Genomic DNA, 26,817 nt, shown 5'->3' with positions numbered 1-26,817 from the left:
ATGCCTGAAAAAAGGGAGTCGATGACTCCCTTTTTTTGTCTGCGGCACTAATCTCTTCAATGTGGCTAGGTGCTGTACAGGCCATATTTATGGCCGTGTGCGCGGCTGCGTTGATACAAAATAAACGCCGTTAATGTGAGTAACAATAATTCTGCTATAGGTCCTGCATACCAGATACCCACCTCACCAATAGCCAGGGGCAGAATTATTATCAAAGGCAGCAGAAAAATATACGTTTTTGCCAGCCCGAGTATGGTCGCGCGCTTAGCGTCGCCAATCGCTTGAAAGAAGATATTGACCATCATCAGTGGTCCCGCCAGGAAATAAACCAGAGTCATCATCGGCAGTATACGCGCTACTTCTGCAACAATTTGTGGATCGCTGACAAATAACGCTCCCAGGGTATCCTTAAAAATAATAACGGCAAGCTGAAGCAGTAGGCAGTAGCTGAATGCCACTGTCAGGGCGATACTGATACTGCTGTCCATGCGTGACCAGATTTTCGCGCCGGCATTATTGCCAACTACCGTCTGAAAGGCTTGACTCAGGCCGAGTAGCGGGAGAAAAATAAAAGTCATGATTCGGCTGGTAATACCGTAAGCACTCAAGGTGCTGTTGTAATGTTCGCCTCCCCAGATTTGAATGCTGACAATGATAGTTATGAAAATAAGTGATAGGCCGATGTAGTTTAAACTTGACGGTAGACCCAGGGATAGAAACTCCCACCAGTATTGTTTCTGGCTGGAAAGTCGAATGAACTGGGTATTTATTACAGTTTTTCCGTAATGCCGGTAGCCGGCTACTATCGCAAGGGCGATTGACTGAGCCAATGCTGTTCCGTAAGCGGAACCCGCTATTCCCATTTGCAGGTGGGCAATAAAAATATAGTTGAAGACGATATTGAGAAGTACAGAACCTAGCGAAACTACTGTCATTAACGATAGCTTCCCTTCACAGCGCAAGGTGTCTGAGTTGACGGTGCTTATAAATAATATGGGTGAAAGAAAGAAAAGGATTGTTAAATAGGTGTAGCCCATTTCTGCCAAAGACTGAGAGCCATTGGCCACCAATAGTGCCAGTTGTTTACCACCTACGAAAAATAGCACTATTAGAAGGGAACAAAGCAAGAGCGCTAAAGTAATTGCCTGGGAAAATGCCTGTTTAGATTCATCTGTTTTTCCTGCCCCCAAGAGTCTGGCTAGGACACTTGAGTAGCCTCCTGATATTAAGGAGGAAAGAGCTACTAATAAAGTAACAACAGGAAATGTCAGGGTGACTGCAGCCAATGCGTTGGGGCCTACATACTTCCCCAAGAAGTAGGTATCAAGCAGAGTAAAAGAGCCGTTTACCAGCATTATAAAAATGATAGGTGCTGCAGTTTTAAAGAAAACTGGTAAAAGCGCACCACTGAGAAAGATATTGTCTTGCTGTTGGGTCATACAAAATCCCTTTTACTGATTACCCTTATGCATCTTTGCGATATTGTTAAATTTGGCCAAGACAAAGTGTTTGATGTCATTGGGCCAGTCGCTGACGGCTTTTTCAAAGCTCACTCTACTATTTCGATAGAGGGCGCGACTGGCATCTTCAAATCCTGGAGCATCACCAACAATCTGCAGCATAAATCTATCCAGTTGCTGTTGTTGAATTGAAATATGCTCTTCGACAGAGACTTGTTTTTGTGCCTGCTCCACCAGCTTGCGCAGGGTAACAGAGGCTCCGCCCGGCTGTTGTTTTAGCCATTCCCAATGGCGGGGGAGTAATGTGACCTCCTTGGAGATGACTCCAAGCTTGGGGCGTCCCCGCTTTGCGTTGCTGGGGGCTGTGCAGGGCTTCAACCTGGCAAGTACCGTCTCAAAATCGCCTTGCCAATCAATCTCGATTCGTTGGCAGTTGTCGGTTGAAAAGACCATGGGCTCTCTTTGAGGCTCAAGGGATTTTACCTGTTGGACAACTGCTTCCAGTGTGCCCCGTGCAATCACTCTTTGTCGGTCAATGGCTATGTATTCTGGCGCCATTAGGACCTCCTATAAATTTATCTGGGTAAAATATTATTACCCGGGTAAATATAGATTGTCGCTTGGTTTGTGTACAGAAAATACTTTTGAGGTCGGATCTTGATATGCGCGGGGGAGCTCAGTGGCTCACGATCGATAGCAATGCGCTAGGTGGTTCGGCTTTTATTTTGCCTTCTGGTTTGCTTATCAGGAGTATTTTGTCCTCAAGCTGGCGATATACACGACCTGTTCTCACTCCTATACTGCCAAAAAACTAACTATCCAGGAGAGAACATGGCTAGAGCACTGATCGGCGTAATCGGGGGCAGTGGCCTGTATGAAATGCAAGGGCTGACAGATGTGCAGGAGGTTCAGCTGGAGACCCCGTTTGGACCTACCTCAGACCCTATTGTATGCGGCAAGCTGCAGGGCATTCCGGTTGCCTTTCTCTCCCGCCACGGGCGCGGTCATAGATTGATCCCCTCCGAAGTGCCCTATAGGGCAAATATCCATGGGCTGCGCCAGCTGGGCGTGCGCTATCTCCTGTCTCTCTCTGCGGTTGGCTCTCTACAAGAGGAGGTTAGGCCGCTGGATATGTTGATTCCCGACCAGTTTATCGACATGACGCGCAAACGCGACAGCACCTTTTTTGGTCGTGGCGCGGTCGCCCATGTCTCTATGGCAGACCCAGTCTGTTCCGCAGTGGCGGATTGCCTAGCGCGAGCCTTTGAATCCACCCAGGCTGGACAAGAGGTGCAGCTACACCGGGGCGGCACTTATCTGTGCATTGAGGGCCCACAGTTCTCAACACGGGCGGAATCCCACTGGTATCGCAGTGTGGGTGCATCGGTCATCGGTATGACCAATATGCCGGAAGCCAAATTGGCGCGAGAGGCACAGATTGCCTATGCCACTCTGGCGATGGCCACTGATTACGATTGTTGGCATCCCCGCGAGGAAGCTGTGACGGCAGAAGTGGCTATCGCCAATTTGCAGCAAAATGCTGTGCGCGCCCAACAGGTGGCGGCAGAGGCAATTCGTTTACTGGGAACGGAGAAACCCGACTCCAGCGCCCATACAGCCTTGGCCAGTGGTTTAGTTACCCCCGTGGAAGCCATGTCGGAAGATCAGCTTGCTGTAATAAAACCACTGCTCGAGCCGTCTAATCCAGTGCTAGAAGAAGTGGAGCACTGAGACCTATGCATGAAACACTGCCCTTGCTGGAAATATCCGATTTCCCGGCAATACGCCGCAGCAGCATTGAAACCCTGCAACTCAATATTGGCTACCGTTGTAATCAATCCTGTGTGCACTGTCATGTCAATGCGGGTCCCAACCGTACAGAGATGATGTCGGATGAAAATCTAGCGTTGCTGCTAGAGGTGATCGAGAAGCGCAATATTCGAGTTCTGGATATCACCGGCGGTGCCCCGGAATTACATTGGGGGTTTCGAGACCTGGTTAAGGCTGCAAGAGGATTGGGAGTGCAGGTCATTGACCGCTGTAATCTCACCGTGTTGTTCGAACCCAATCAGGAGGATACAGCAGAATTTCTCGCTCGAAATCATGTGGAAGTGATCGCCTCTCTTCCCTGTTATTCCATGGATAACGTCGATAAACAGCGCGGCAAAGGCGTTTTCGACAAGAGTATTGCCGGGCTGCAAAAGCTCAATGAGCTTGGTTATGGCAGGCCAGAAAGTGGGTTGCGGTTAAATTTAGTGTACAACCCCCAGGGGGCATTCTTACCCCCAGAGCAAACTGCCCTGGAGGCAGACTATCGCCGGGAGTTGAGAAAGCAGTTTAATATCGAGTTCAATCATTTATTTGCGCTCGTCAATATGCCGATAAAACGCTTTGGTTCCATGCTGATCTCCAAGGGGCAGTTTAAAGATTATATGGCTCTGCTGCGGGATAATTATAGCGATGCAAATCTCGATGGTGTTATGTGTCGCACTATGGTGAGTGTGGACTGGCAGGGAAATTTATTTGATTGTGACTTTAATCAGCAACTCAATATTCCTATACCGGGTCGGCCACATTTGCGCGATTTACTCAACCAGGACCTGCAAGGGGGAGTGATTGCGGTAGCGGACCACTGCTATGGCTGTACGGCAGGACAGGGGAGTAGTTGCGGTGGGGCGCTCTAACGGAATCGTGAAAGTATAGGATTAGGCCGATATGAGGAAAAGAATCGCGCTGCTGTTGCTTATTGTACTTTTAATTGCCGCCTTTTATTGGTTTGACCTAAATCAATGGTTAAACCTGGAAAGACTAAAAGAAGGCGGGGATCAATTTCAGCAGTGGAAAATCACCTCGCCAATACTGGTTAGTTTTCTTTTTCTGTTTTTTTATATCCTGATAACGGGGCTTTCATTGCCTGGGGCTGCGATTCTCACATTAGCCGCCGGTGCCATTTTTGGTTTGCTATGGGGAACTCTGATCGTTTCCTTTGCTTCCAGTATTGGTGCGACATTGGCTTTTCTAATGGCTCGCTATTTATTTCGCGATTATGTGCAGGAGCGTTTTTCAACACGTTTGCAAGTGGTGAACAATGGTGTTGATCGGGAGGGGGCGTTTTACTTGTTTGCCTTACGATTAGTGCCTATTTTCCCCTTTTTTCTTATCAATCTATTGATGGGCCTGACGCACTTGCGCGTGTGGACATTTTATTGGGTCAGCCAGCTGGGTATGCTGGCAGGTACAATTGTCTATGTGAATGCGGGCACTCAGCTTGCGCGTATTGAAAATTTAGGGGACATCGCCTCCCCACAATTGTTGCTGTCTTTTGCCTTGTTGGGAATCTTCCCTCTACTTGCTAAATACTTTCTCAGTTGGCTTAAGCGACGCCGCGCGGCTCAGTGAATGACTGCAATGAGTAAACCCAAAAAATTTGACCGTAACATTATTGTGATCGGTGCCGGAGCTGCGGGGCTGGTCAGTGCATATATTTCTGCGGCGATAAAAGCCAGGGTTACCCTGGTGGAGTCGGGAAATATGGGGGGAGACTGCCTGAATACCGGCTGTGTACCCAGTAAGGCACTGATTCAATGTGCCAGGGTTGCGCACTCTGCCCGCGTGGCGAAGAGATTCGGTGTGGTTTTGCCTGAGCCCGAAATTGATTTTCCCGCAGTCATGGCGCATGTGCGCAATTCGATCCAACAGATTGAGCCTCACGACAGTGTCGAGCGCTACAACGATCTGGGTGTGGAAGTTGTTCGCGGGCGGGGGCGTCTTGTCGATCCCTGGACTGTAAATATTTCTAAAGAAAATGGTACAGAACAGACGCTTACAGCACGAGCGATCATCCTCGCTACGGGAGCTGAGCCCGCAGTACCGCAGTTTCCAGGATTGGAAGCGGTCAATTATCTGACTAGTGAAACCCTGTGGGACAGATTCGCTCAGCTAGACAAGGCGCCCTCTCGATTATTGTTACTTGGTGGCGGGGCAATTGGCTGTGAGCTGGCCCAGGCATTTACGCGGCTTGGTTCCGAGGTCACCTTGATCGAACGCGCCGAGCGTCTGTTGCCCCTAGAGGATCATGAAGTCTCCGCTGCTGTAACCCAGGCGCTGGAATCGGAGGGGGTGCGATTGCTTACCGCGCACGAAGCTACTGCATTTGCCGGAAATCAAAGCGGGCAGGGGGGCGCGGTCACCTTGCGGAATGGGCAAGGTGAAATACAGGTGACATTTGATGAGGTTATTCTGGCTCTAGGTAGACGCCCCAGAACCGAGGGGCTAGGTCTAGAAGAGTTAGGTATTGTGCAGGAGGGTAAATGCCAAGTGGATGACTACCTGCGCACCCGATACCCTCATATTCTTGCAGCGGGGGATCTCGCCGGGCCTTATCAATTTACGCATATCGCTGCCCATCAGGCCTGGTATGCCGCGGTCAATGGGCTCTTTGGGGATATAAAAAAATTCGCGGTGGATTATAGCTTGATACCCAGCGCAATTTTTATTGACCCACAAGTGGCCAGTGTTGGGCTCAGTGAACACCAGGCAATTGCGCAAGGGGTGGCTTATGAGGTAACCCGCTATGGTATTGATGACCTGGATCGCGCGATTGTCGATGGTGCCGCAACCGGGTTTGTTAAGGTATTAACGGCACCGGGTAGGGATAAAATCCTGGGGGTTTGTATCGTTGGTGAAAATGCGGCGGAGCTGATTGCTGAGTTTGTGTTTGCGATGAAACAGGGATTTGGGTTGAACAAGATTTTATCCACAATTCATATCTACCCCACTATGGCTGAAGCGAATAAATATGTGGCAGGAAATTGGAAGCGGGCCCATGCGCCCAAGAGCCTGCTGCGATGGTTGGAGAAGTTCCACCGCTGGAGGCGGGGATAAGACGAGCATGAGAAAGGGCGAGACAGAGTTGAGGCAAGACAGTGCAATACAGTGTTATTGTGCCCCTGTTAAATGAGCGGGAGCAGTTACCAAAGTTGGTAGCACAACTGAAAGAGCTGGTCGCCTATAGCAGCTGCGAAGTCATTCTGGTCGATGGCGGCAGTAGTGACGGTAGTGCAGAAATGGCCAGTGCCGCCGGATTGAAGGTCATTCATTCCCAGCGCGGACGCGCTCTCCAAATGAATGCTGGTGCTTCGGTTGCCCGCGGTAATTGGTTATTGTTTTTGCATGCGGATACACGCCTGCCCCAAGGCGCCCTGAGTGCGATTGCCTCTGCCTCGGTTCGGGAAGCGCAATGGGGCCGTTTTAATATACGTATCAGCGGCGACAGCGCCTGGTTTCCCCTGATTTCTACCATGATTAATTGGCGCTCCCGCCTGAGCGGCATCGCTACAGGCGATCAGGCAATTTTTGTCCGCCGTGACCTCTTCAATAATGTAGGGGGCTATGCTCCGCAGCCCTTGATGGAAGACATAGAGCTGAGCCGTCAGCTGCTGAAAACGGCCCGACCGCACTGCCTGCGCCAGAGAGCCACCACCTCCGGACGCCGCTGGCAAAAATTCGGTATTTGGCGCACGGTATTATTGATGTGGCGCTTGCGCTTCGATTATTGGCGTGGCGTCTCTGCGGAGTGCCTGGCAAAACGCTATGAGTAATTCTTCTTTTCCCTCTTTACGCCTGGTGGTGATGGCCAAGGCGCCTTTGCCTGGCTATGCCAAAACCCGCTTGATTCCAGCTCTGGGGGAACAAGGTGCAGCCTTTCTAGCGGAAAAGCTGTTACAGCAAACTTTGCTGGAGGCTGTAATGGCAGAGCTCGGGCCGGTAGAGTTGCATGTTGCACCAGATTGCGAGCATCCTTTTTGGCGAACATTCGCATTACCCGATGGGGTAACTCTTCATAATCAGGCGCAAGGCAACCTCGGTCAGCGTTTGTGGCAGGCTGCTAATACTCACCAGGTAGCGGGTCAGGGTCTTTTTTTGTTGGGCACAGACTGTCCAGCGTTAACTGCTTCGCGCCTCCAAGAGGCGGCTGCGGCGTTAACGAGTGCCGATGCGGTTATGTATCCGGCAAAAGATGGTGGCTACACTTTGTTAGGGCTCAAACGGTTGCACTTTAGGTTGTTTGAAGATATTCGCTGGAGTACAGAAGTGGTTGCCCGGCAAACCCTGGAGCGCTTACAGGAGTGTGGCATGTCCTGCCGGCGCCTGGAAATCTTGCATGATATTGATGAGCCTGAAGACTTGCAGTTTTTGCCCCGAGACTGGGCGCTATCTCAAGAAGAGAATTGAAGGTCTCTACTTATTAATTTTGACGGGTTGAATCAGGGGCGGGTGGCTCCAGAAAAATGATCTCCCGTATAACCTGCCAGCGCCCATCCTCATAAATTAAGTCGACCCCCAGTCTTAATTTTCTTTCCTGTCCAGATAGGTTATTCCTTCGGGAAAAAATCACCAGGGCGCTGTTATTGTTAGCGGCCACATGGTGGATTTTGGTCCAGCCATTAAGCGGTAATTCACCGGCATCCCGCTTATGCTTAAATAGATCGATAAAAGCGGTCTTGTCGGCTACCGTCAGCTGGTCGGAATCATCCAGCATATAAACCTGCATATCCCTGTGATAGACACTTTCCAGCTCATCGACTCGACAGTGGACTCCTGCTTGCACTAGGTAATCGATAAACGCCTCGATTTCTTTGGCAGTGTCTTTTTCTTCCATCTCTCAAGCGTCTCTTGATTTGGGCCAAGTTAAGATAATGGATACAAGATGTTGCTAATGAATCGGTACTGCCAGCCTAGCTTCTAGCTTCAGCTGAGACAGCCTTAGGGCCTATAAAAAACTTAGAGGGCGGGGGCGGCACTGCCCTCGGCTTCTACAGGGCTGTTCTCGACAAGGGCTCCGCCGTTTTCATCGTTGGCTGCCAGGCGCTGCTCTTCGATACGGCTGCTCCAGCTTAGCAGGGCCTGGTAGTGGCGAATATTTTGCACATAGGTGACTGGTTCCCAACCGCGCGCATAGCCGTGCTTGGTGGATTTGTAGTACTGGCGTTTGGCCAGCAGTGGCAGGTGGTCGCGCACATCGGGCCACAAATCCGGGTTGCCGCCCATGCGCTCTGTGAGTACCCGGGCGTCCTCCAGGTGGCCGTAGCCCACATTGTAGGCGGCCAGGGCCATCCAGGTTCTGTCTGGTTCGCGGATACGCTCCGGCAGCTTGTTGCGGATCTGCACAATATAGCGGGCGCCGCCCTCAATACTCTCTTCCGGATTGAGTCGGTTTACACCTAACTCCCTGGCGGTACCCAAGGTGAGCATCATCAGGCCACGCACCCCGGTGCGTGAGCGAGCGCGGGGATTCCAGTGAGACTCCTGGTAGCTGAGTGCCGCTAGCAAATGCCAATCCAGTTCGTATTGGTCGGCCACTTTTTGCATGACCCCGCGCCACTTGGGCAGTCGCTCGCGGCTGCGCTTGGCGAAAGCCTGGGCGCCCCCTGCATTCAGGTCGCTGACGTGGCCAAAGAATTCTTCTCGCAGTTGCGCAATCATGCCGTTGGTATTGGCGCGCAACATAAACAGTCGCGCGCGCTGGTAGAGGCTATCGTCGTCACTCTTGGGAAAAGCCCAGGAAACCGGTTGGAACTGGCTGAGATTAAAAGCCACTCCAGTTTTGGGGTAGAGCCCACGATGCACGGCGTAGGCGTTGGAGTCCACCACCGCATAGCTATATTGGCCCTGATGCACCATCTCCACCAATTCCATGGCGTCGACATCGGAAACTTCCTCCCAGCGCAAATTGGGATAGCGCTGGGAGAGTTTTTTAATTCTTCGGCATGGGCGCTGCCGGCGATAACTGCAATGGTTTCGCCTTCCAGGTCACTGGTTTTGCGCGGGCGTTTTTCCCCAAGGCGATAGATGATTTGTTGGCGGACTTCAAAATAGGAGGGAGAGAAACGCACCTGTTCGCGGCGTTCCGGGGTGACGGTGAGACCCGCGGCGGCGAAGTGAGCACCTTCTTCGGGGTCGCGCAGGCGCGCGAACATGTCGTCCAGGCTGTGCACATCGCGAATGACCAGTTTGACTCCCAGCTCTTCGGCAAAGGCGTGCAACATACCGTACTCAAAGCCGGTGGGATTGCCGGAGGCGTCTTCGTAATAGGTGGTGGGGCCGTTTTGTGAGAGGACAACCAGTTCGCCGGAAGCTTTAATTCGCTCCAGGGTATTCGGTGCCTTGCTGGCAACTAATAGGGAGGCACAGCAGGACAGGGCGATACCTTTGCACACGCGGCGGACATAGCGCAGCGCTCGGCTTCTCATCATCATAGGCTGTCCCCTCTAGCTCGTCCGTTGGTTTTATCGCTGTTATGCCTAAGGCCTGGTACGGGCACCTCCGCCAGGGCTTTTCTCGCCAATGCTGGCACAGTCCGCCAATTTTACATTATTTGACGACAATCTGCCCAATTTGGCTTTTGGGCACTGTGACATGGGCGCTTGAAATGCTGTTGAGACTTTTGTAGGAGATTTTTGGCGTCTAGTGAAATCAGCGAATTTACGATCAGTTTTGTTCGCCTTTTGAACATATTGATTGCTAATTAGTTCATGTGTACTCAAGTGATGGGTAGGTGTGTTGGAGTTGCGGCGCTTCGGGTACAATTGCGCCTCTCAAATTTCCGGGGCCTTGTGCGATCCTTCTTTCGCGCAATCTTTCTCATTTAGACAAGAGGCTATCTCCCGCAATGTTAGTTCTGCGTGGTGCTCCCGCACTGTCGAAATTCCGCCATAAAAAACTACTCAACCAACTGCGCGCGCTGCAACCGACTATCGACGATCTCTACGCCGAGTTCGTACATTTTGCCGACAGCGACGCATTGGATAACAAGGAGATGGCGCTGCTTGAGCGACTACTCCAGTACGGCCCCACTGAAGAGAAGCACCAGCCGAAAGGTGAGCTAATCCTGGTGGTACCGCGCCCGGGCACTATTTCTCCCTGGTCTTCCAAGGCCACCGATATTGCCCACAACGCTGGTCTCACCCAGATACATCGGCTTGAGCGTGGTGTCGCCTACTACCTGAGTGGTGTCGAGTTGAGTGAAGCCGAGCGCGAGGCATTGGCCTCCCAGCTGCACGATCGCATGGTTGAGGTAGCCTTTGCCGAACTCGAACAGGCAGAGCAGTTATTCGTTGAAGAGGAGCCTCGCCCGCTGCGTGGTGTGGATATCCTCGAGGGTGGCCGTGAGGCACTGGAAGTTGCCAATGTGACGCTGGGCCTGGCCCTGGCCGAAGATGAAATTGATTACCTGCTCACCAGCTTCCAGGAATTGGATCGCAATCCCACCGACGTAGAGCTGATGATGTTCGCCCAGGCGAACTCTGAGCACTGTCGCCACAAGATCTTTCATGCCTCCTGGACGATTGATGGCGAAGAAATGCCGCACTCCCTGTTTGGCATGATCAAGAATACCTATCGCAAGGGGGGAGACAATGTACTGTCCGCCTATGCCGACAACGCTGCAGTTGTTGTGGGCAATGTGGCTGGGCGTTTTTACCCCGATCCAGAAAGCAAGGAATATGGCTTTAGCAACGAAGCTATCCATCTGTTGATGAAGGTGGAGACCCATAACCATCCCACGGCAATCGCCCCCTTCTCTGGTGCTGGTACTGGCGCCGGTGGCGAAATTCGCGATGAAGGTGCGGTTGGCCGCGGCTCCAAGCCGAAAGTGGGCCTGACTGGTTTTACTGTCTCTAACCTGCAAATCCCCGGTTGGGAACAGCCCTGGGAATCCAACTACGGCAAGCCTGAGCGTATCGTTACCGCCCTGGATATTATGATCGAGGGGCCTATCGGTGGTGCCGCATTTAATAACGAATTTGGCCGCCCAAATATTTGCGGTTACTTCCGTACCTTTGAAGAAAACTTCGATGGTGAGCGCCGCGGCTATCACAAGCCGATTATGCTGGCCGGCGGCTACGGCAATATTCGCGAAGAGCATGTCGAGAAGCCCGAGTTTTCTCCTGGCGCCAAGCTGATAGTGCTGGGCGGCCCGGCCATGCTGATTGGTCTCGGCGGTGGCGCGGCTTCCAGTATGGCCAGTGGTTCCAGTTCCGAAGATCTGGATTTCGCTTCTGTACAGCGCCAGAACCCGGAAATCGAGCGTCGCTGTCAGGAAGTCATCGATCAGTGTTGGCAGCTGGGCGAGAAAAACCCCATCGCCTTTATCCACGATGTGGGTGCGGGCGGTCTGTCCAACGCTTTCCCCGAACTTGTTAAAGACGGCGGCACCGGCGGTAACTTTGAGTTGCGCAATGTGCCCTGCGATGAGCCGGGTATGAGCCCGCTGGAAATCTGGTGTAACGAATCCCAGGAGCGCTACGTACTGGCAGTCATGCCTGAAGACCTGCAGCGTTTCGAACATATTTGTGAACGCGAGCGTGCGCCTTTCGCCGTTGTCGGTGAGGCCACTGAAGACAAGCACCTACTTCTGAACGACACCAAGTTCGAGTCCAAGCCTGTGGACTTGCCCATGTCTGTGCTGTTCGGCAAACCGCCGCGTATGCACCGTGAGGCGGAAACTCGCCAGGTTGAAACCGAAGCATTTTCCACCGCGGATATCGACCTGAACGAAGCTGCTGAGCGCGTACTGCGACTGCCTACTGTGGCCAGCAAGAGCTTCCTGATTACCATCGGTGACCGCACTGTAACCGGCCAGGTATCTCGCGATCAGATGGTCGGCCCTTGGCAGGTGCCGGTGGCGGACTGCGCCGTGACAACAGTTGCCTATGACAGCTACGCCGGTGAGGCCATGTCCATGGGTGAACGCACTCCGGTGGCCCTGCTGGATGCGCCGGCTTCCGGCCGTTTGGCGGTGGGCGAGGCAATTACCAATATCGCCTGTACCCCGGTGAAACAACTCTCCGATATCAAGCTCTCCGCCAACTGGATGTGCGCTGCGGGCCACCCGGGTGAAGAGGAAAAACTCTATCGCACCGTAGAGGCGGTAGGTATGGAGCTGTGCCCTGAGTTGGGTCTTACCATCCCGGTGGGTAAGGACTCCATGTCTATGCGCACCGCTTGGGAAGAAGAGGGCGAGCAGAAGGCGGTTACCGCACCGCTGTCTTTGGTTATTTCCGCCTTTACTCCCGTCACCGATGTGCGCAAAACCGTTACCCCGCAATTGCGCACCGATAAAGGTGAGAGTGAGCTGCTGTTGATCGACCTGGGTGCCGGCAAAAATCGTCTCGGCGGTTCCTGTCTGGCGCAGGTCTATAACGCGCTGGGTGATAAGCCAGCCGACCTGGACGATGCCAAGAAACTGAAAGGTTTCTTCGAAGTGGTGCAGCAAGCGCTGAATGAAGACCTGATCATGGCCTACCACGACCGCGCCGATGGCGGTCTTTTCACTACCCTCGCGGAAATGGGCTTTGCCGGCCGTGTGGGTATGGATGTGGAAATCTACGAATTGGGTGATGACCCCGTTGCCGCACTGTTCAGTGAAGAGCTGGGTGCAGTACTGCAGGTTCCCGCCTGTGAAGCGGATATGTTGGTACAGCGCTTTGCCGCTGTCGGTGTGCCGGCGCATCAGATCGGCTACCTGAACAACAACGAACACCTGTGCATCACCAATAACGGTGTTGAAATTTTCAAGCGCTCCCGTGCGGAACTGCAGCAGATCTGGTCGGAAACCAGTTTCCGCATCCAGTCTTTGCGCGATAACGCCGAGTGTGCCGAGCAGGAATTTGCCTCGATTGCCCAGGAAGATCCGGGCCTATCGGTGAATCTCACCTTTGATATCAACGAAGATATCAGTGCTCCTTATATCGCCAAAGGTATTCGTCCGAAAGTGGCTGTGCTGCGCGAGCAGGGTGTCAACAGCCAGGTGGAGATGGCGCACTCCTTCCATCGCGCCGGCTTTAACGCTGTCGACGTACATATGAGCGATATCCTTTCCGGTCGTGTGGCCTTGGATGAGTTCAAAGGCCTGGTGGGCTGTGGTGGCTTCTCTTACGGTGACGTACTCGGCGCCGGTGAGGGATGGGCCAAGACCATCCTGTTCAACGAACGTGCCCGCGATCAGTTTGAAGGCTTCTTCAACCGCAAAGACACCTTCGGTCTGGGGGTGTGTAACGGTTGCCAGATGTTCTCTGTGATTAAAGAGCTGATTCCCGGTGCCGACCACTGGCCGCGCTTTGTGCGCAACCTGTCCGAGCAGTATGAAGCGCGCTTTGCCCTGGTGGGTGTCGAGGATTCCCCTTCCGTACTGTTCAAAGGTATGGCGGGCACTTATATGCCGGTTGCGGTTGCCCACGGTGAAGGTCGTGTGGAATTTGCCGACCAGCAGGCACTGGAGAAATGCGAAGCTTCCGGCACCATCGCGATGCGCTACCTGAATAACAAAGGAGAAATTACCCAAACTTATCCGGCCAACCCCAACGGTTCGGTAAATGGTATTACCTCCCTGTGTTCCGAGGATGGTCGTGTCACTATTATGATGCCGCACCCTGAACGTGTAGCCCGTGCGGTCAGCAATAGCTGGCACCCGGATGAGTGGAGTGAGGACTCCGGCTGGATGCGCCTGTTCCGCAACGCGCGAGTGTTTGTCGACTAAATTCACGCACTTCGGCACCCTGGCATTCTGTCGGGGTGCCAATTATTTTTTTGATTGGCAAGGGCTTTATGTGGCACAAAGATGCTGCCTGTCACGGTTGCTAATATCGCTTCTTAAACCGTCTTTGGTTCACCTATTTCATCGACAGGTGTTTTACAGTGGCATCTTTGCCGTTAAAAACATCTTTAAGCGTTTATTGACGCAGATATTTGACGTCTTAATCCTTCCTAGAAAGCAGTATTGATATTTCCTGCTACACTTAAACGATTATTCGAAATAACTTTTCTCGCTATGGTGCAGTTATCTGTATCGATTACCAATATGTTATTTAGCCTTCATGCAGAGAGTTTGGCATGGACTGGCACTCACAAATCCCCTTCGATTGATCTTTCGCTTGTCGCGTTTCCACTGGCGCAGATCCCAGCAGTACCTGAAATTCTTTTCCCCACCTTGCAAAAGTGATTAAGGAGATTGTCATGGCGTACAACGAAACTTTGGCAGAAAAAGTGCGCAACTTGTTACAGGGAAGTCAGGGCCTTTCTGAAAAACAGATGTTTGGCGGCCTGGCATTTATGTTAAATGGCAATATGGCTTGCGGTGTGGTTGGTGAAGAGCTAATGGTGCGGGTAGGGCCGGATAATTACCAGGATGCCCTAGCGGAGCGCTATACCCGACCCATGGATTTCACCGGGCGTCCCCTGAAAGGTATGGTCTATGTGGAGGAGGATGCAGTGGAGCAGGACCTTGATGAGTGGGTAAATCGGGGAGTGGAATTCGCCGGGTCGCTACCGCCCAAATAGCACAAAACTCAAAGACTCGAGAAAAAATAATGGCTGGGATTCACTACATTTTTAGCGAAAGTATGCTCAGCTTTTACTGCAGGGTCGGAAATAAGGAATACTTTGCTCTTGAGATGCGCTGTATATAAATCTCTGTATGCTCTTAATCGATGCCTACATCTCATCGGATTTCGGGTGCAATGTATTCTTTTCTTAAGAATTTTTTGTGATATCCAATCTGATTGAAAATATTCTTCGTGACTAAACCTGTGTCACCTACATTCAACGCCGGGTGGTACTAGAGCAGAAGCCACTGTTCATTACTGAGATTGACAGTTGCGGTATATGGCAAAGGATCGATTATGTACTTTATCGAATTAAATAATGGCGTGGAGATTCCCCAGATCGGAATGGGGATGGCTGCGATAGGAAGTTGGCAGCAGGACAATGGATATGTCACAGAAGTTCTCCTAAAAGCTATGGCCATTGGCTACAGACACTTCGACACCGCCTCTGTCTATGGCAATGAACGGGCTCTGGGTCGGGCGATCAAAGAGTCGGGTATCCCAAGGGAAGAGCTGTTTATTACCAGCAAGGTTTGGGATACCGAGCAGGGTGGCAAGAAAACTCACGATGCCTTTGCGCGAAGTTTGGAGCGTTTGAAGCTGGAGTACCTGGATCTTTATTTAATCCAGTGGCCTGTTCCCGCTTACACGAGAGAAACCTGGGAGGCGATGGAGGCGCTCCATCAACAGAAGAAAGTTCGAGCCTTAGGGGTATCTAACTTCCGCAAATCAGATATTGAGCAAATAGCGTCTTTTGCCGAAATTCGCCCGGTAATTAATCAAATAGAGTTACATCCATATTTTACCCAGCAGCCACTGGTGGACTACTGTCAATTCCATAAAATTGCAATTAGTTGCTGGTCCCCTCTGGGCACAGGGGCCTGGTCTGGGGTGCCTTTGGCTGAGAAGCCAATTGTGGACCCGGTGATTACTGAGATCGCTGAAAAGTATTCGGCTAGGCCGGCACAAGTTATCTTAAAGTGGAATGTTCAGCAGCACCGTATTGTTGTACCTAAGTCGGAGTCTTTAGAGCATATAAGAACTAACTTCTTATTAAGCGACTTTAATCTTAGTAACAAGGATATCCAGTTGATTAATAACTTAAACTGCAATAAACGGCTTGGTGGTGATCCGGATTATGCACACAAGAAAAATATCACGTTAAAAGTGCCCGATTGATTTATGTTAACTAAACTCTTTGCCTGTCTGTTTGAATAGGCTCTGCTGACGCTACAATTTATCCCGCCTGGTCTGAGCCAATTTTCTTGGTGATCTCATAAGTGGCAATGGCGCAGGCGGAGACAACATTCATTGATGAGTTAACCCCCTGCATAGCAATATGTACAGTTGCATCGGCGACCTTTAGCAGTTCCGGGGAAATTCCATCTTTCTCTGATCCCAGAACCAAGCAGACTTTATCGCCCTCAACGATCGGAGCCTGGCTTAGCTCAACGCTGTTAGATGTGATCTCCAGGCAGATTATTCGGTATCCCTTTCTCTTCAAATTCAGGACAGCTTCCAGGGCATCACCCTCGTATTGGTAGGGAACATGCTGCTCTGTTGAGCGGGACACCTTACGGATCTTGGAGTTAGGCGGTAACAGGCTCGTTCCGGCCAGGTAAATTTTCTCTATGCCTAAGGCATCGGCTATGCGAAAGAGTCCACCGATATTACTGGGGGTGCGAATATCAGTGGTTAGATAGCAAAGGGAAAAATTGTGTTTACTTGGGGAGTGATCGCTGTGTTCTTTCTGCATGGTTACCACTGCTGAAATGACGACTAATTTTTTAAGTGGTTCTTAATTATGCCCTATTGGTGATGCCTGTGAGCCTATTTTAGCTTCCTTGAGAGAAGTATTGTGCAAATTCCGCATACGCTCCACTAAAGAGGGCTCCTTGCTGGATTTTTGGCTTTGTATCTGCATGGCCTGACGGTAGACCTTGTCGGAGACAATAAATTCTTCAGCCCGCTGATTGATTTCACTGTAGCGGGTATTCAGTTCGGAGATTTTATTGGATAGGTGCTCAAGATCGAGAATGCGATCGAAGTAGAGGGCGATCAGCCGCTCACACTCCCTGGCAATGGCCAGGTATTCATTGCCTACCTGGCGGTGCCCTTCATAGTTCTTCTTGAAATTGAAGAAAGTTTGTACACCCCCCAGTAAAGCGGCCAATAGTGCGAGAGCGGCGCCGCTCCACTTGGTCCAGTCGGGGAGTTCAGCATTGATCAGGGAAAAGAACAGGGAGCCGAGAAATAGGTTCACCACTACGATTGGCACACCGCAGAGTACGTGCAGATTGCGCCCTTTCATAGAGGCACGGAAGTGGCTGTGCTTGCACAGGTGGGCATTCCAGCGCAGTTTGTCCAGTACCGCCACGGTATTCGGTATTGTACTCATGAATCCCTTCCGCCCCTTTAGTGTTATTTTTGAGGGCGCTAGTTTGCCGGATAAAAATGAGATGTACAGGGTGGAGCAGGGAAGATTGTGCTTGGGGTGATTTATTTGCAGGCGGAGGTTTCAGGGGGCCTTGTGTCGGCGGTTAGTGAGTACCCGCCGCACAAGGTTCAAGCTTAAGGGCTTTAATGAGAAGCTGGACAAGTATCCACTAGAAACTATAAGTCACGCCGACTGAAGACAGGTTGGCCTTCTCGTCTTGAATCTCGTAGATGGTGTGCTCCAGGTTGATACCCCAGTCACCGGTCGTCCAGTTTACTTCAGCACCATAGTATGGGTTGCTGCCGCTGTTCTTGTTACTGCTCCAGCTGTAAGACCTATCGAAGGACTCCGCATCCAAGAGTTCTCGATCTAGGCTATACCAGTTGCGGTTACCGGAATGCTCAGCCCGACCGCTGTCATTTGCACACCATTGGTGGACGCCAAAACGAATGCCGGCATTCAGGTTCTGTTGGATTTGCGAGGAAAGGGCTAATCCCAGGTTATAGGATTTGTATTTGGTTTCTTGCTTACTCTGGTAATCGTAGTTTTCTACAAGGATTTCATCATCGCTATAGTACCATTCGAGGCCGCGAACGCTCCGTTCATGCTCTTTGCGGATGTCACCGAGGTTCGCCATGCCACCTTCGAAGGCAATATAGTCGTTCACTCGATAACCAAAAGTAAACGCGTAGCCGGTTGAGTTGAGATCCTCTTTTACCGCAGTGGAGTCTTCGCTATCAAAGTGCATATAGCCCAGTGAGGCTTTTAGGTAAAAGGGCTTTTCTTCTGCGTAAACGTTGGTACTTACTAATGCGACTAGGGCGGTGAGAGCAATTTGCTTCAAGGGGTACCTCAATTCAATCAGGCGACATGCACTTGGGTAATACCGGGTGCTATGTGTCGTAAAGTCGGGATTGGCGCGTATTGTACATATGTGCCAATTGAGCGGGAAGAAGGTTTCTCTCTCAATGTGAGTGGATTCGCGTACCTCTACTCTATAAAAGAAGGTTTAATCTTTTGGCGACAGTCGCTACATTACTTAACGATGCTTACTAAGCCTGCTCGAGTAAAAACACCCCTTCCGCACTGACTATTTTTTTCAGGTCAAGGCTGCGAAAGCCTTCCGATTTCTTGTATTTTGTGCAGCTCCCAGATGCTGAGTGGTACCTCTGCCAATCAAATTTGCCTGGGGAATAAATCAATAAGAATGTTAACCCTTCTGGTTAGGGGGGAGATTGGGGGCTGGTATGTCGATTGCACGGCAACAATTTATCGTTTTGGGGCCATTACTGGCCGTAGCGTTTTACATTTTTCTGACCTTAACGGGAATGCAGTATCTTCCTGCAGTGACTGCAGCAATCACTCTGCTTACCGTGACCTGGTGGGTAACGGAGGCGCTCCCTATTCCCGCTACCTCCCTGGTACCAATTGTGCTTCTACCCCTATTTGGAGTTGCGGATCACAAGACCGTTGCGGCGTCCCTGGGCAGCCATGTAATTCTGCTTTTGATGGGCGCTTTTATCCTGTCGAAAGCTCTGGAAAAGAGCGGTGCCCACGAACGCCTGGCCCTGTATATGTTGCGTATATTTGGGGTATCCAGTGGTAGGCGTTTAGTGCTCGGTTTTATGCTGGCCGCTGGCTTCCTCAGCATGTGGATTTCCAATACCGCCACAACCCTGATGATGTTACCTATTGCCTTGGCAATTCTTTCTCGAATAGATAATCAGCGTCTCACCGTGGCCCTGGTGCTGGGAATTGCTTATGGCGCAAGTCTTGGAGGGGTGGGAACGCCTCTAGGGACACCGCCCAATGTCATTTTTATGGGGATATATGAAGAAGTAACCGGCCGAGAGTTTAGCTTTCTAGGCTGGATGAAGATTGGGGTACCGGTTGCCCTGGTGACATTGCCGATCATGGCCCTCTGGCTTACCCGCAATGTTCACTTGCAGAATAAGATTGAACCGCCACAAGTGGGTGATTGGCGGGCAGAGGAGAAGCGCACTTTGCTGGTGTTCGCCATTGCTATTTTCTTCTGGGTAACCCGAAACGCTCCATTTGGTGGTTGGAGCGATTGGTTTGGTATAGGAGCGGCGGGGGACAGTACGGTAGCTATTGCCGCAGTGGTGGCAATGTTTCTAGTCCCCAATGGCAAGGGGGGACGTTTGCTGGACTGGCAGACAGCGGAAACCATACCCTGGGGCATGCTGTTGTTATTTGCAGGTGGTATTGCCCTGGCCAAGGGGTTTTCCACTTCCGGCTTGAGCGATATGCTCGGGAATGGATTGTCCTTCCTTACCGCTATGCCACTCTGGTTGATGTTGGTGATTTTATGCCTGGGAGTCACCTTTCTTACAGAGATTACCAGTAATACAGCCACTGCGACTCTACTCATGCCTATCCTCGCTGTAGCGGCGACCTCTGCGGGCTTTGAGCCTATGGTGTTGATGATCCCCGCCGCCATGAGCGCCAGCTGTGCTTTTATGTTGCCTGTTGCCACGGCTCCGAATGCCATTGCTTACGGGACTGGTAAAGTCCGCATGCAGGATATGGTGCGAGAGGGGGCGGTACTCAGTGTGACGGCATCGTTGATTATTGCGGGTATGAGCTGGTTGATATTACCGGGCTAAGTTCACAGGTTTCTCTAGGGCCGGTATCCATTTCTTTAGAGTGGGTAGTAAGTGTTTTAAACTCCGCCCCTTTGAGCCTAATAAGGTTATGTACCGGTTACAGAGTGTGAATGGCGTAACCGGAATAACATGCGGTACAGGAGGTAGATGTGAAGAAAGCTGAGTATAAAATTGCCGTCGGGAAGTCTGGCTTTTCCAGTTTGGAAGGGGAAGTTACCCAGCTGCTGAATGAGGGCTGGAAGCCGATTGGCGGCTTGGCGTTTAATGCGGGTTACCCCTACCAAGCGATGGCGCGAGTGGTGAATGTTGCCAAGCCCTCTGGCCATTCAAAGAGACAGGCCCAAGCGTCATCTGAAGGTGAACCTACCAGAAGGCAATCCTACGGTGCTCAGGATGCGATGCGCTTGATTGATGAGCTCACCTGAGATTATTGATTCGTTGACTGTTATGCGCAGATATCTGGAGGCCACTTTACATCCCTGCGGTGATCAAGCCAATTGTAAGAACTCCCTTACTGATTTACGGCCTTCTAAAGAAGGGGAGAGTAGAGGCTATGATTGGCTCACCCCGATAGCTTGGACACACTGTGATTCTGTCAACTGTGCTCACTGCTAACTTCATCACTCGTACGACATGCTTTAGCTATAAAAGGATATTAAGCATAAATGCGAAATTTTCTCGATATTGAAGCCCCCGTCATTGACCGCTTCGGCGGAAAGAAAGGCCTTACTACCAGACTCACAAAGCCCAAACCCGCTAAAGAAATCTCAGCAATACCGAACAATCAATGGCTGTCAGCGGCATCTCGAGCCGTATTTCAAGCTGGATTTAGCTGGAAAGTGGTGGAGAAAAAATGGCCTGGTATTGAGCAGATTTTTTATGGTTTCGACCTGCCCTTTTGCCGATATCTCTCTGAGGAAGCTCTGGATGATTTGATGCGCCAGGAAGGCATGATTAAGCACTGGACCAAAACTCGCTCAATCCCGCGGAACGCTGACTTCTTCTGGCATTTATCCAATGAAAATGGCAGTTTGGGGGAGTATTTTGCGGGCTGGAATACGGGAAACTATGTAGAGAATCTGCAGTATTTACGTAAGGGCGGTGATAGACTTGGAGGTAAAACGGCTCAGGTTTTTCTACGTCGTATGGGTGTGGATACACTAGTTTTCGCCAGCGATACTATCCGTGCTCTAGTAAGAGAGGGGGTGGTAGATAAGTCTCCCTCTTCAAAAAAAGATTGGGCCGCACTGCAAGCCGCCATTGAAACCTGGCAAGGGCAGTCGAACCGCAGCTTAAATGAGATCAGCCAGATATTATCTTTATCTGTTGGCTAGCCGGTTAGGTCAAGTAGATGGAGCCCACTGCTTAAGCAGCCTAAAGAATGGGCTCCGAAAATGAGAAAGTAATAATACTGGAGCTAGGATTAACTATGGCTGAGGGCGAACACGAAAGTCTACTGAGAGTTCCGCCTCATAGATGACCTCATCAAATGATTTATCCTGGCCAGATTCAAAAAAATCGCTCTCAACACTGGCGCTGGAAATACGTGCAGCGGTGACAACTACTTCCTCTACCGCCATGGCGCCTTCAGTAGCTCGGTAATGGATGTTATCACCGCGAATACCAACAGGTGTCAGCTGGACACCAAGCGCCTTTTCATAATCCTCTTTCTGCCCCAGAATATCTTGCAGAGCCTTGGATTTAACCTTTTTGTTATACAAACGCTTTTCTGAATGCTCAAATGCAGTGTTTGCTATTTCAACTTCTCTGTTTTGGTCTGTGAGCTGCGCAATACTATGTAGTTGGTTTTCCTCGTTGATTGAAATAGTTATGCGGTTAACAACCTTGTAACTCTTGGGCTTCTTGCCCATCCAGCCATATTGGGGTGAGGATGAGAACTTTGAGCTTTTAATATTTGTTCCCTTGATTCCAGCCTCTGTCAGGCTCTGATGCAATTTGGAGCGGAGCCTATGGTTGGCGGAAATCGCATCAGAAAGTAGCTCTTCTTCTGTTGTTACAATCAAGCTGACAATGGCCCTATCCGAATATGCAGTTTCTTCCGCACTGCCATGGATGGTAACGATATTCTCCGCTGGGTGGAGCAGTCCTCGCAAATCCTGGGGGGTTCCCCTGATTTCAGGAGCTGCCAGACAAAGGGTAGAGAATAGTAAGGAGAAGAACAGGAAAAACCACTTCATTTTACAGTATCCTTTTATTGAGGGTTATTGGTAAAGGCACTACTTCTATGATGGATGAACTCCATATTATATATGCATATCTTGCTTTCAGGCCCTAATAGATCAAAGGGTGACAATTTTTGTTATAAGCTACGGTAATTGGTTGTTTTCTGTCTGTAAGTAATAATTTGGGTTATTAATGAGTCGATATGAAGAAATACCCTGCCTTTTATTTTTTTCATTGTTAGTACTTTGTTTAATGTCTTTTTTATAGCTTTATTTTTCATTAATTGATGTTTTACTGATATATCGTTTCATTTTTGACCGTTTTGCTTCGGATTTTTATGTTTATATTGTTTTACTCAATAAATCTTCTTGTACCTTGAATACTCCTTTCTTGATGTAGTCTACAGTTTCTGTTTCGAGTGGGTCACAGACAATCGATTGCAGAACTAATAAGGTCGCCGCTGTTCTTATCTGGGATAACTCAATTGCAGTAAATATCTCCAATTGTATTTATCTTAAAACGACTTACTGAGCGAGCAGGTTTCATGGCAATAATCTTTAATAAAAAGCTCTTGGCACTTTCACTAACAGTGATTTTGGCTTCTTGCAGTGGCGGTGGGGGTTCCTCTTCGGATGGTGAGGGATCTTCGGGGGATACTGGTAGTGGTCAAGGCAGTGGCCAGGATACAGGACAGGGAGATACTCCGATATCTGATAATGTGGGTACTTCCGTTATGGTGGGCGATGTTGAAGTGACGGAATTGGGGTTCGCCACACTGACCTCTGTGGATGTAACGTTGCCTGAGGCAATGAACAATGCCAAGGAAGTTTACCAAATGGCTCACTATATTGCTCGTACCGATGGTGAGGGTAATAAGGAAGATATTGATATTCCTATCCGCAGTTATGTTGCCACCTGTGCAACAGAGACTGAGACTCCACGAATGTTCGTCTCAACAACCCTCTCTGAAGGTGCCAGTACTGATGCCGCTACCTATGGTTCGGTGTATGAGTTGAAGTACAACCCTGAAACCTCTAGTTTCGACCAAGCTGGAAATGCTTCGATATTAAAACAGTGTTACGAATCTCATGGTATCGCTGCAAGCAAGGACTGCTCACGAGTCGCCGTACTATGCAATACGGAATATCAAGCCAATGAGCGCTATGAGGTCCAGGGAGATCTTGTCGATCAATATGGCTCTGGCTGGATGACAATGGAGAACAATATCGACAAAATTGATGCACGTATTACCAATGAAATTGGACTGATGTTGGCAACAAATCATGGTAAATACATCGATTTTTTTACCAAGCATCCAACACTCAAGTTTGATGACTTCCTAGATGGCTTAAAATCTACATTTCCAGATACCGATTTTGGTGATTCACCATCATTTACCACCATTAAAGGTTCTGCAATGCAGGAGGAAATGGAATATATTGTCAATAACCTTTCCTCGACAGATTACAACGATCTTTTACAGCATATTCGTGACAATGGTTATAGGTACAATGATCAAATTTGGTTGCTGGAATGGGACAATAAATCTCTCAATGAAAAGCCCGATGCTTTTGTTGTCAATAAAATGCATGGCGGCTCCCATGTGGGAACAGAAGAGCTGATTTATGTAGATACCGATAGTCTCGGGCGTTCTAGCTATGCATTCTCTGCTTCTGCACGAGTTTTCGATGGGGAAGGGGACTCACACTATTCTGCGGGACTAACCATCGTAAACAGAAATGATTGGTCGCTTAATATGAGTGGTTCTGATAACCGTGGCTGGTATTGGGCTTGTGGCGATGGTCATGTGGTGAATATCCGAGCATTTTATAATTCTGATAGTGAAAATTATGGGGCTCTATGTACAAGTGATTGGAATGATTGGATGGGTAAAGACCGAGGTCAATTGGGTACTATTGCTATTAAAATGGAATCTGGCAGTAATAGTTATGAAGGTTATTTTAATCACTTTGTTCCTTCCACCGCAGCGATGGTCTCTAACGGTGGTGGGCACACCGTTGTTCCATTAAATGAAGATACCAACCTGTCTGTTATTGTCTCACCTAAATATATAGAAGAGACAGAAATGGATCGCTACCTACGTGATGAAGTGGGTATCGATCCCAATACTGAAGGCCCTTTTGATGAAGATTGTGCGGATTATGAATCCACCAATTGCTTCCTCTCCTATATGGCTTATGGTGGCGATGACTACCCTATAATCGAACGTCAAGGCCTTTATTCTGGCGACGCTCTGGATTCTTCTTCCCTAACAAGAATAGGTATTGCTAAGGTAAATGGAAGCGGCAGTATCAGTGGACAAAGTTTTAAGTGGTTGGTTGAGGACCCTGATTGTCAGATCAGTGATCCGCAATTGGTTGACCTGAGAAATGGACGTTATTTATTAGGTTATGCCAAGTTCCAGTGCATTTCCGATAACCTTAGCTATCAGCGTATATACGCCAGTCGGGGCGCTATGCGTATGCTGGTCCCAAAAGCTTTCTACGTGATGGAAATTGATGCGAATCTCAACATCCTTGAAGGACCAGTTCAGCTCCCCAATCATGGCTGGGGAGGCTTGGATGAGCCAATGTATTTAGGTGATGGCAAGGTGGCCTGGAGCTATATCAAGAATCCTACTTTTGAAAACTATGGTGGGGGACAGCAGAATGTGTGGCAGGCGATGATTTATCATTCTAAGAGTGCCAACTAAGATCCTAACTAAAAAAGTGATTGCAAATAGAAAGCCCAGTATTATTGCTGGGCTTTTTATTTGTCTGTGAAGTTACAGCTTTCTATAGCATTTCTGCATAAATTACCTCATGGTTGGAGGCGGTATTTAAATAGAATAAATTTTATACTCCTTTTTCGTATTTTGGGTATCTGCTACTGGTGAATTTATCGCTAATCTGATGTAAGTAGGGCCCCTGAGAATTCCCGAGTGCATCTTGAAAGTAGAGGTATTCCTCCACTTAAGTTTGGCCAAGACTCTCCTTCGGGGAACATTTTGACATTTGGAGCCTGTGGCAAAGGGGTTGTGGGCGATAACTAGAGATTATTCATATTTGGGCTTTAGGGTATTAACTAACCTGCCTTTTAGGCTTTCCCTAAGCTACTTCTTGTACCGCTCAAAATAAGCGTCAATAACTCGTATACTATTTGATCAGTATCGATTAATAAGTCTTTAAAAGTAGCTTTATAAAGTGAATATTCTTTGTAGTGAGTTCATGAATTTGCACGCTTAAGGAAAAAATAGTTACGAATGAAACGAATAGTTTGTTTAAGATATTCAATTTGACTGATTAGTCCGCAAGCCTGTCGCCTTCGGTTCTCGTTTGGCGCCCTAAGTCCTATATCCGTTGAGCATCCCCGGATAACTTTCCCTGTCCAAAAATGACTCCGGCCAATAAAAATAATTTTTTGGGAAGTGTGATCTAGAGCCGGGAAATAAATATAAGGAAACAACAATGACTCTTTGTAAACGACTAGGTGCGAGTCTCTCACTCGCACTGGCTGGCCTATTTGCTTCCGTATCTGCTGCGGCAGATAACTGCTATATCCTGGTTCACGGACATGGTACCGAAGGGCATATAAAACAGCGCACCAACTCCCAGGGTAAGTTAGAGCAACCAGCCCTAGATTATTGGAGTGAAGCTTTCTTTGATAAATATAACGGCAGTAATTTTATTGAGCAGCTGCGAATCAATGGCGGCAACTATGGAGTTGTAGGTTATAACTCCACCGATGAAGGTGAAATGCCTTACTGGCATGATGGCACAGCTGGCGAAATTGCCAGGCAGATTATCGATATTCGCAGCGGTAAGGGAGATGGCTATCAACATGAGAATCAATGTAAAGCCGATGATACTTTTTGGGTGATTGCCCATAGCCAGGGCGCTGCACAAATGATGTACTTATCTGGTAACGCAGTGCCTGGGTCTCCTTATTACAATCGTGCTTATAATCAGTTTGATAGTAATACTATTACTGAGAGCAATAAGGTTTGTACTGGTCGCTGGTTTTGGAAGAGATGTAAAACGGAAACCAAAACCAGAAATGTTGCCGGTTTAGATGATCGCTATGCTGTAGAGGTCGACTTCGACAAAGCTATGAATGGTATTGCTGCGATCTTTACCACTGGAGGGGCTATTACAGGCACCGAGTTCGTCGATCGCCTGTGTAATGGTAGCTGGATCGAAAGCGTGGTTAACGACCTATTTATCGGTCGTGAATGCTCAGCGGTACGTTATCTGCAAACTAATGATGTTTACTCCGTGCGCAACTATGTGGGCACTAACTTGGCATCGCCCGTATATACCATTGGTGGTTATGCTGGTTTCCCTGGTGTTGCAACCGCAAGCTCTATATTGCTTGCTGGTGAGGACGATGGTTATATTAATCTCGCATCCCAGATGAACTGCTCCGGTTCTGCCAAGCGTAATCTCTATTCAGACCTGAAGGAATACAAAACCTTCCTGGGCATTGCCTATGGCAGCGCTATCTTCTCCTGTGACAACGATCACAAGGGCACAGCGCGTTCATATAACCTGGCAAGCCTCTATACTGACCACGATGCACAGCGTAATGGTGGCATTATGTCCCCAGATTATACCGGCATTCCTAATGGTCTGAACTGCGGTATTGGTAAGAACAGCGCTGGTCGTATTGCTGCCTGTACTCAGTAATTTTTAGATTTACTTTTATGCCTTTTTTGGCACATTAGGGGG

22 protein-coding genes and 1 pseudogene are annotated in these 26,817 nt (G+C 49.5%); 14 read left to right on the top strand and 9 right to left on the bottom strand.

All coding sequences use genetic code 11. The annotated features are described in order from the left end of the window. Positions 1 to 65: 65 nt before the first annotated feature. Complete coding sequence (locus ACJJID_RS11855; protein ID WP_444919675.1) at positions 66 to 1,439, bottom strand: MATE family efflux transporter; 1,374 nt, start codon at positions 1,437 to 1,439, stop codon at positions 66 to 68. Between the two features lie 12 nt (positions 1,440 to 1,451). Beyond that, the gene (locus ACJJID_RS11850) at positions 1,452 to 2,018 is read right to left on the bottom strand and encodes a DUF2239 family protein (RefSeq protein WP_444919674.1); all 567 of its coding nucleotides are present in this window, start codon (positions 2,016 to 2,018) and stop codon (positions 1,452 to 1,454) included. Positions 2,019 to 2,291: 273 nt separating this feature from the next. Between ACJJID_RS11850 and mtnP the strand changes: the two genes are divergently transcribed. Genes mtnP through ACJJID_RS11820 form a run of 6 tightly spaced genes read left to right on the top strand, consistent with a single transcriptional unit; the run spans position 2,292 to position 7,694 of the window. Next, the gene (mtnP, locus tag ACJJID_RS11845; protein WP_444919673.1) at positions 2,292 to 3,191 is read left to right on the top strand and encodes an S-methyl-5'-thioadenosine phosphorylase; all 900 of its coding nucleotides are present in this window, start codon (positions 2,292 to 2,294) and stop codon (positions 3,189 to 3,191) included. A 5-nt stretch (positions 3,192 to 3,196) separates the two neighbouring features. Continuing rightward, the gene (gene arsS, locus ACJJID_RS11840) at positions 3,197 to 4,144 is read left to right on the top strand and encodes an arsenosugar biosynthesis radical SAM (seleno)protein ArsS (protein WP_444919672.1); all 948 of its coding nucleotides are present in this window, start codon (positions 3,197 to 3,199) and stop codon (positions 4,142 to 4,144) included. Between the two features lie 31 nt (positions 4,145 to 4,175). Beyond that, positions 4,176 to 4,859: a TVP38/TMEM64 family protein gene (locus ACJJID_RS11835; protein ID WP_444919671.1), complete on the top strand. Its 684-nt coding sequence runs from the start codon at positions 4,176 to 4,178 to the stop codon at positions 4,857 to 4,859. A 9-nt stretch (positions 4,860 to 4,868) separates the two neighbouring features. Then, positions 4,869 to 6,344 carry a dihydrolipoyl dehydrogenase family protein gene (locus ACJJID_RS11830; protein WP_444919670.1) on the top strand — a complete coding sequence of 492 codons (1,476 nt, stop codon included), beginning with the start codon at positions 4,869 to 4,871 and terminating at the stop codon, positions 6,342 to 6,344. Positions 6,345 to 6,385: 41 nt separating this feature from the next. Next, positions 6,386 to 7,060 (top strand): TIGR04283 family arsenosugar biosynthesis glycosyltransferase, encoded by a 675-nt coding sequence (locus ACJJID_RS11825; protein ID WP_444919669.1) that lies wholly within the window; start codon positions 6,386 to 6,388, stop codon positions 7,058 to 7,060. After that, positions 7,053 to 7,694: a TIGR04282 family arsenosugar biosynthesis glycosyltransferase gene (locus ACJJID_RS11820; protein WP_444919668.1), complete on the top strand. Its 642-nt coding sequence runs from the start codon at positions 7,053 to 7,055 to the stop codon at positions 7,692 to 7,694. The genes ACJJID_RS11825 and ACJJID_RS11820 overlap by 8 nt, the downstream gene beginning before the upstream one ends. 13 nt (positions 7,695 to 7,707) lie before the next feature. Here ACJJID_RS11820 and ACJJID_RS11815 read toward each other — a convergent pair whose 3' ends face one another. The 3 genes and pseudogenes from ACJJID_RS11815 to ACJJID_RS11805 form a co-directional block, all read right to left on the bottom strand. Continuing rightward, entirely contained in the window at positions 7,708 to 8,121 is a 414-nt protein-coding gene (locus ACJJID_RS11815) for a hypothetical protein (RefSeq protein WP_444919667.1), read from the bottom strand. A 122-nt stretch (positions 8,122 to 8,243) separates the two neighbouring features. Continuing rightward, positions 8,244 to 9,191 (bottom strand): membrane-bound lytic murein transglycosylase MltF, encoded by a 948-nt coding sequence (mltF, locus tag ACJJID_RS11810; RefSeq protein ID WP_444919666.1) that lies wholly within the window; start codon positions 9,189 to 9,191, stop codon positions 8,244 to 8,246. Between the two features lie 161 nt (positions 9,192 to 9,352). Further along, positions 9,353 to 9,712 (bottom strand): annotated as a pseudogene (locus tag ACJJID_RS11805) (transporter substrate-binding domain-containing protein); the annotation flags it as partial. Between the two features lie 419 nt (positions 9,713 to 10,131). On the opposite strand from ACJJID_RS11805, the gene purL reads away from it, so the two are divergent. From purL to ACJJID_RS11790, 3 genes are all read left to right on the top strand, one after another. Continuing rightward, positions 10,132 to 13,998 (top strand): phosphoribosylformylglycinamidine synthase, encoded by a 3,867-nt coding sequence (gene purL, locus ACJJID_RS11800; protein ID WP_444919665.1) that lies wholly within the window; start codon positions 10,132 to 10,134, stop codon positions 13,996 to 13,998. 476 nt (positions 13,999 to 14,474) lie between these two features. Further along, complete coding sequence (locus ACJJID_RS11795; protein ID WP_152454453.1) at positions 14,475 to 14,798, top strand: TfoX/Sxy family protein; 324 nt, start codon at positions 14,475 to 14,477, stop codon at positions 14,796 to 14,798. 341 nt (positions 14,799 to 15,139) lie between these two features. Beyond that, positions 15,140 to 16,021, top strand: a complete 882-nt coding sequence (locus ACJJID_RS11790) for an aldo/keto reductase (protein WP_444919664.1) — start codon at positions 15,140 to 15,142, stop codon at positions 16,019 to 16,021. A 58-nt stretch (positions 16,022 to 16,079) separates the two neighbouring features. Here the strand turns inward: ACJJID_RS11790 and ACJJID_RS11785 are convergent, their stop codons facing one another. The 3 genes from ACJJID_RS11785 to ACJJID_RS11775 form a co-directional block, all read right to left on the bottom strand. After that, complete coding sequence (locus ACJJID_RS11785; RefSeq protein ID WP_444919663.1) at positions 16,080 to 16,598, bottom strand: TrmH family RNA methyltransferase; 519 nt, start codon at positions 16,596 to 16,598, stop codon at positions 16,080 to 16,082. A 42-nt stretch (positions 16,599 to 16,640) separates the two neighbouring features. Then, a complete protein-coding gene (locus ACJJID_RS11780; protein WP_444919662.1) occupies positions 16,641 to 17,240 on the bottom strand; it encodes an SLATT domain-containing protein in 600 nt (199 codons plus the stop codon). A gap of 208 nt (positions 17,241 to 17,448) precedes the next feature. After that, positions 17,449 to 18,123, bottom strand: coding sequence for an outer membrane beta-barrel protein (locus ACJJID_RS11775; RefSeq protein WP_444919661.1), 675 nt, complete (start codon positions 18,121 to 18,123; stop codon positions 17,449 to 17,451). A gap of 403 nt (positions 18,124 to 18,526) precedes the next feature. On the opposite strand from ACJJID_RS11775, the gene ACJJID_RS11770 reads away from it, so the two are divergent. The 3 genes from ACJJID_RS11770 (at position 18,527) to ACJJID_RS11760 (ending at position 21,240) form a co-directional block, all read left to right on the top strand. Beyond that, on the top strand, positions 18,527 to 19,906 hold the full coding sequence (locus ACJJID_RS11770) for an SLC13 family permease (protein WP_444919660.1): 1,380 nt from the start codon (positions 18,527 to 18,529) through the stop codon (positions 19,904 to 19,906). Positions 19,907 to 20,055: 149 nt separating this feature from the next. Further along, the gene (locus ACJJID_RS11765; protein WP_444919659.1) at positions 20,056 to 20,331 is read left to right on the top strand and encodes a hypothetical protein; all 276 of its coding nucleotides are present in this window, start codon (positions 20,056 to 20,058) and stop codon (positions 20,329 to 20,331) included. Positions 20,332 to 20,571: 240 nt separating this feature from the next. Further along, positions 20,572 to 21,240: a DNA-3-methyladenine glycosylase I gene (locus tag ACJJID_RS11760; protein ID WP_444919658.1), complete on the top strand. Its 669-nt coding sequence runs from the start codon at positions 20,572 to 20,574 to the stop codon at positions 21,238 to 21,240. Between the two features lie 93 nt (positions 21,241 to 21,333). Here ACJJID_RS11760 and ACJJID_RS11755 read toward each other — a convergent pair whose 3' ends face one another. Continuing rightward, positions 21,334 to 22,104 (bottom strand): SIMPL domain-containing protein, encoded by a 771-nt coding sequence (locus ACJJID_RS11755; protein WP_444919657.1) that lies wholly within the window; start codon positions 22,102 to 22,104, stop codon positions 21,334 to 21,336. Positions 22,105 to 22,634: 530 nt separating this feature from the next. Between ACJJID_RS11755 and ACJJID_RS11750 the strand changes: the two genes are divergently transcribed. Further along, the gene (locus ACJJID_RS11750) at positions 22,635 to 24,803 is read left to right on the top strand and encodes a hypothetical protein (protein ID WP_444919656.1); all 2,169 of its coding nucleotides are present in this window, start codon (positions 22,635 to 22,637) and stop codon (positions 24,801 to 24,803) included. A 754-nt stretch (positions 24,804 to 25,557) separates the two neighbouring features. Beyond that, a complete protein-coding gene (locus ACJJID_RS11745; RefSeq protein ID WP_252082881.1) occupies positions 25,558 to 26,775 on the top strand; it encodes a hypothetical protein in 1,218 nt (405 codons plus the stop codon). Positions 26,776 to 26,817: the final 42 nt, after the last annotated feature.

This window comes from Microbulbifer sp. CnH-101-G, from assembly GCF_052466775.1.
This window is presented reverse-complemented; position numbering and strand designations above follow the sequence as displayed.

Bases quoted from the DNA above. Each gene is read 5' to 3' on its own strand.
- ACJJID_RS11855 (WP_444919675.1), bottom strand. From the start codon at position 1,439: ATGACCCAACAGCAAGACAATATCTTTCTCAGTGGTGCGCTTTTACCA.
- ACJJID_RS11850 (WP_444919674.1), bottom strand. From the start codon at position 2,018: ATGGCGCCAGAATACATAGCCATTGACCGACAAAGAGTGATTGCACGG.
- mtnP (WP_444919673.1), top strand. From the start codon at position 2,292: ATGGCTAGAGCACTGATCGGCGTAATCGGGGGCAGTGGCCTGTATGAA.
- arsS (WP_444919672.1), top strand. From the start codon at position 3,197: ATGCATGAAACACTGCCCTTGCTGGAAATATCCGATTTCCCGGCAATA.
- ACJJID_RS11835 (WP_444919671.1), top strand. From the start codon at position 4,176: ATGAGGAAAAGAATCGCGCTGCTGTTGCTTATTGTACTTTTAATTGCC.
- ACJJID_RS11830 (WP_444919670.1), top strand. From the start codon at position 4,869: ATGAGTAAACCCAAAAAATTTGACCGTAACATTATTGTGATCGGTGCC.
- ACJJID_RS11820 (WP_444919668.1), top strand. From the start codon at position 7,053: ATGAGTAATTCTTCTTTTCCCTCTTTACGCCTGGTGGTGATGGCCAAG.
- ACJJID_RS11815 (WP_444919667.1), bottom strand. From the start codon at position 8,121: ATGGAAGAAAAAGACACTGCCAAAGAAATCGAGGCGTTTATCGATTAC.
- purL (WP_444919665.1), top strand. From the start codon at position 10,132: ATGTTAGTTCTGCGTGGTGCTCCCGCACTGTCGAAATTCCGCCATAAA.
- ACJJID_RS11795 (WP_152454453.1), top strand. From the start codon at position 14,475: ATGGCGTACAACGAAACTTTGGCAGAAAAAGTGCGCAACTTGTTACAG.
- ACJJID_RS11790 (WP_444919664.1), top strand. From the start codon at position 15,140: ATGTACTTTATCGAATTAAATAATGGCGTGGAGATTCCCCAGATCGGA.
- ACJJID_RS11785 (WP_444919663.1), bottom strand. From the start codon at position 16,598: ATGCAGAAAGAACACAGCGATCACTCCCCAAGTAAACACAATTTTTCC.
- ACJJID_RS11780 (WP_444919662.1), bottom strand. From the start codon at position 17,240: ATGAGTACAATACCGAATACCGTGGCGGTACTGGACAAACTGCGCTGG.
- ACJJID_RS11770 (WP_444919660.1), top strand. From the start codon at position 18,527: ATGTCGATTGCACGGCAACAATTTATCGTTTTGGGGCCATTACTGGCC.
- ACJJID_RS11760 (WP_444919658.1), top strand. From the start codon at position 20,572: ATGCGAAATTTTCTCGATATTGAAGCCCCCGTCATTGACCGCTTCGGC.
- ACJJID_RS11755 (WP_444919657.1), bottom strand. From the start codon at position 22,104: ATGAAGTGGTTTTTCCTGTTCTTCTCCTTACTATTCTCTACCCTTTGT.
- ACJJID_RS11750 (WP_444919656.1), top strand. From the start codon at position 22,635: ATGGCAATAATCTTTAATAAAAAGCTCTTGGCACTTTCACTAACAGTG.
- ACJJID_RS11745 (WP_252082881.1), top strand. From the start codon at position 25,558: ATGACTCTTTGTAAACGACTAGGTGCGAGTCTCTCACTCGCACTGGCT.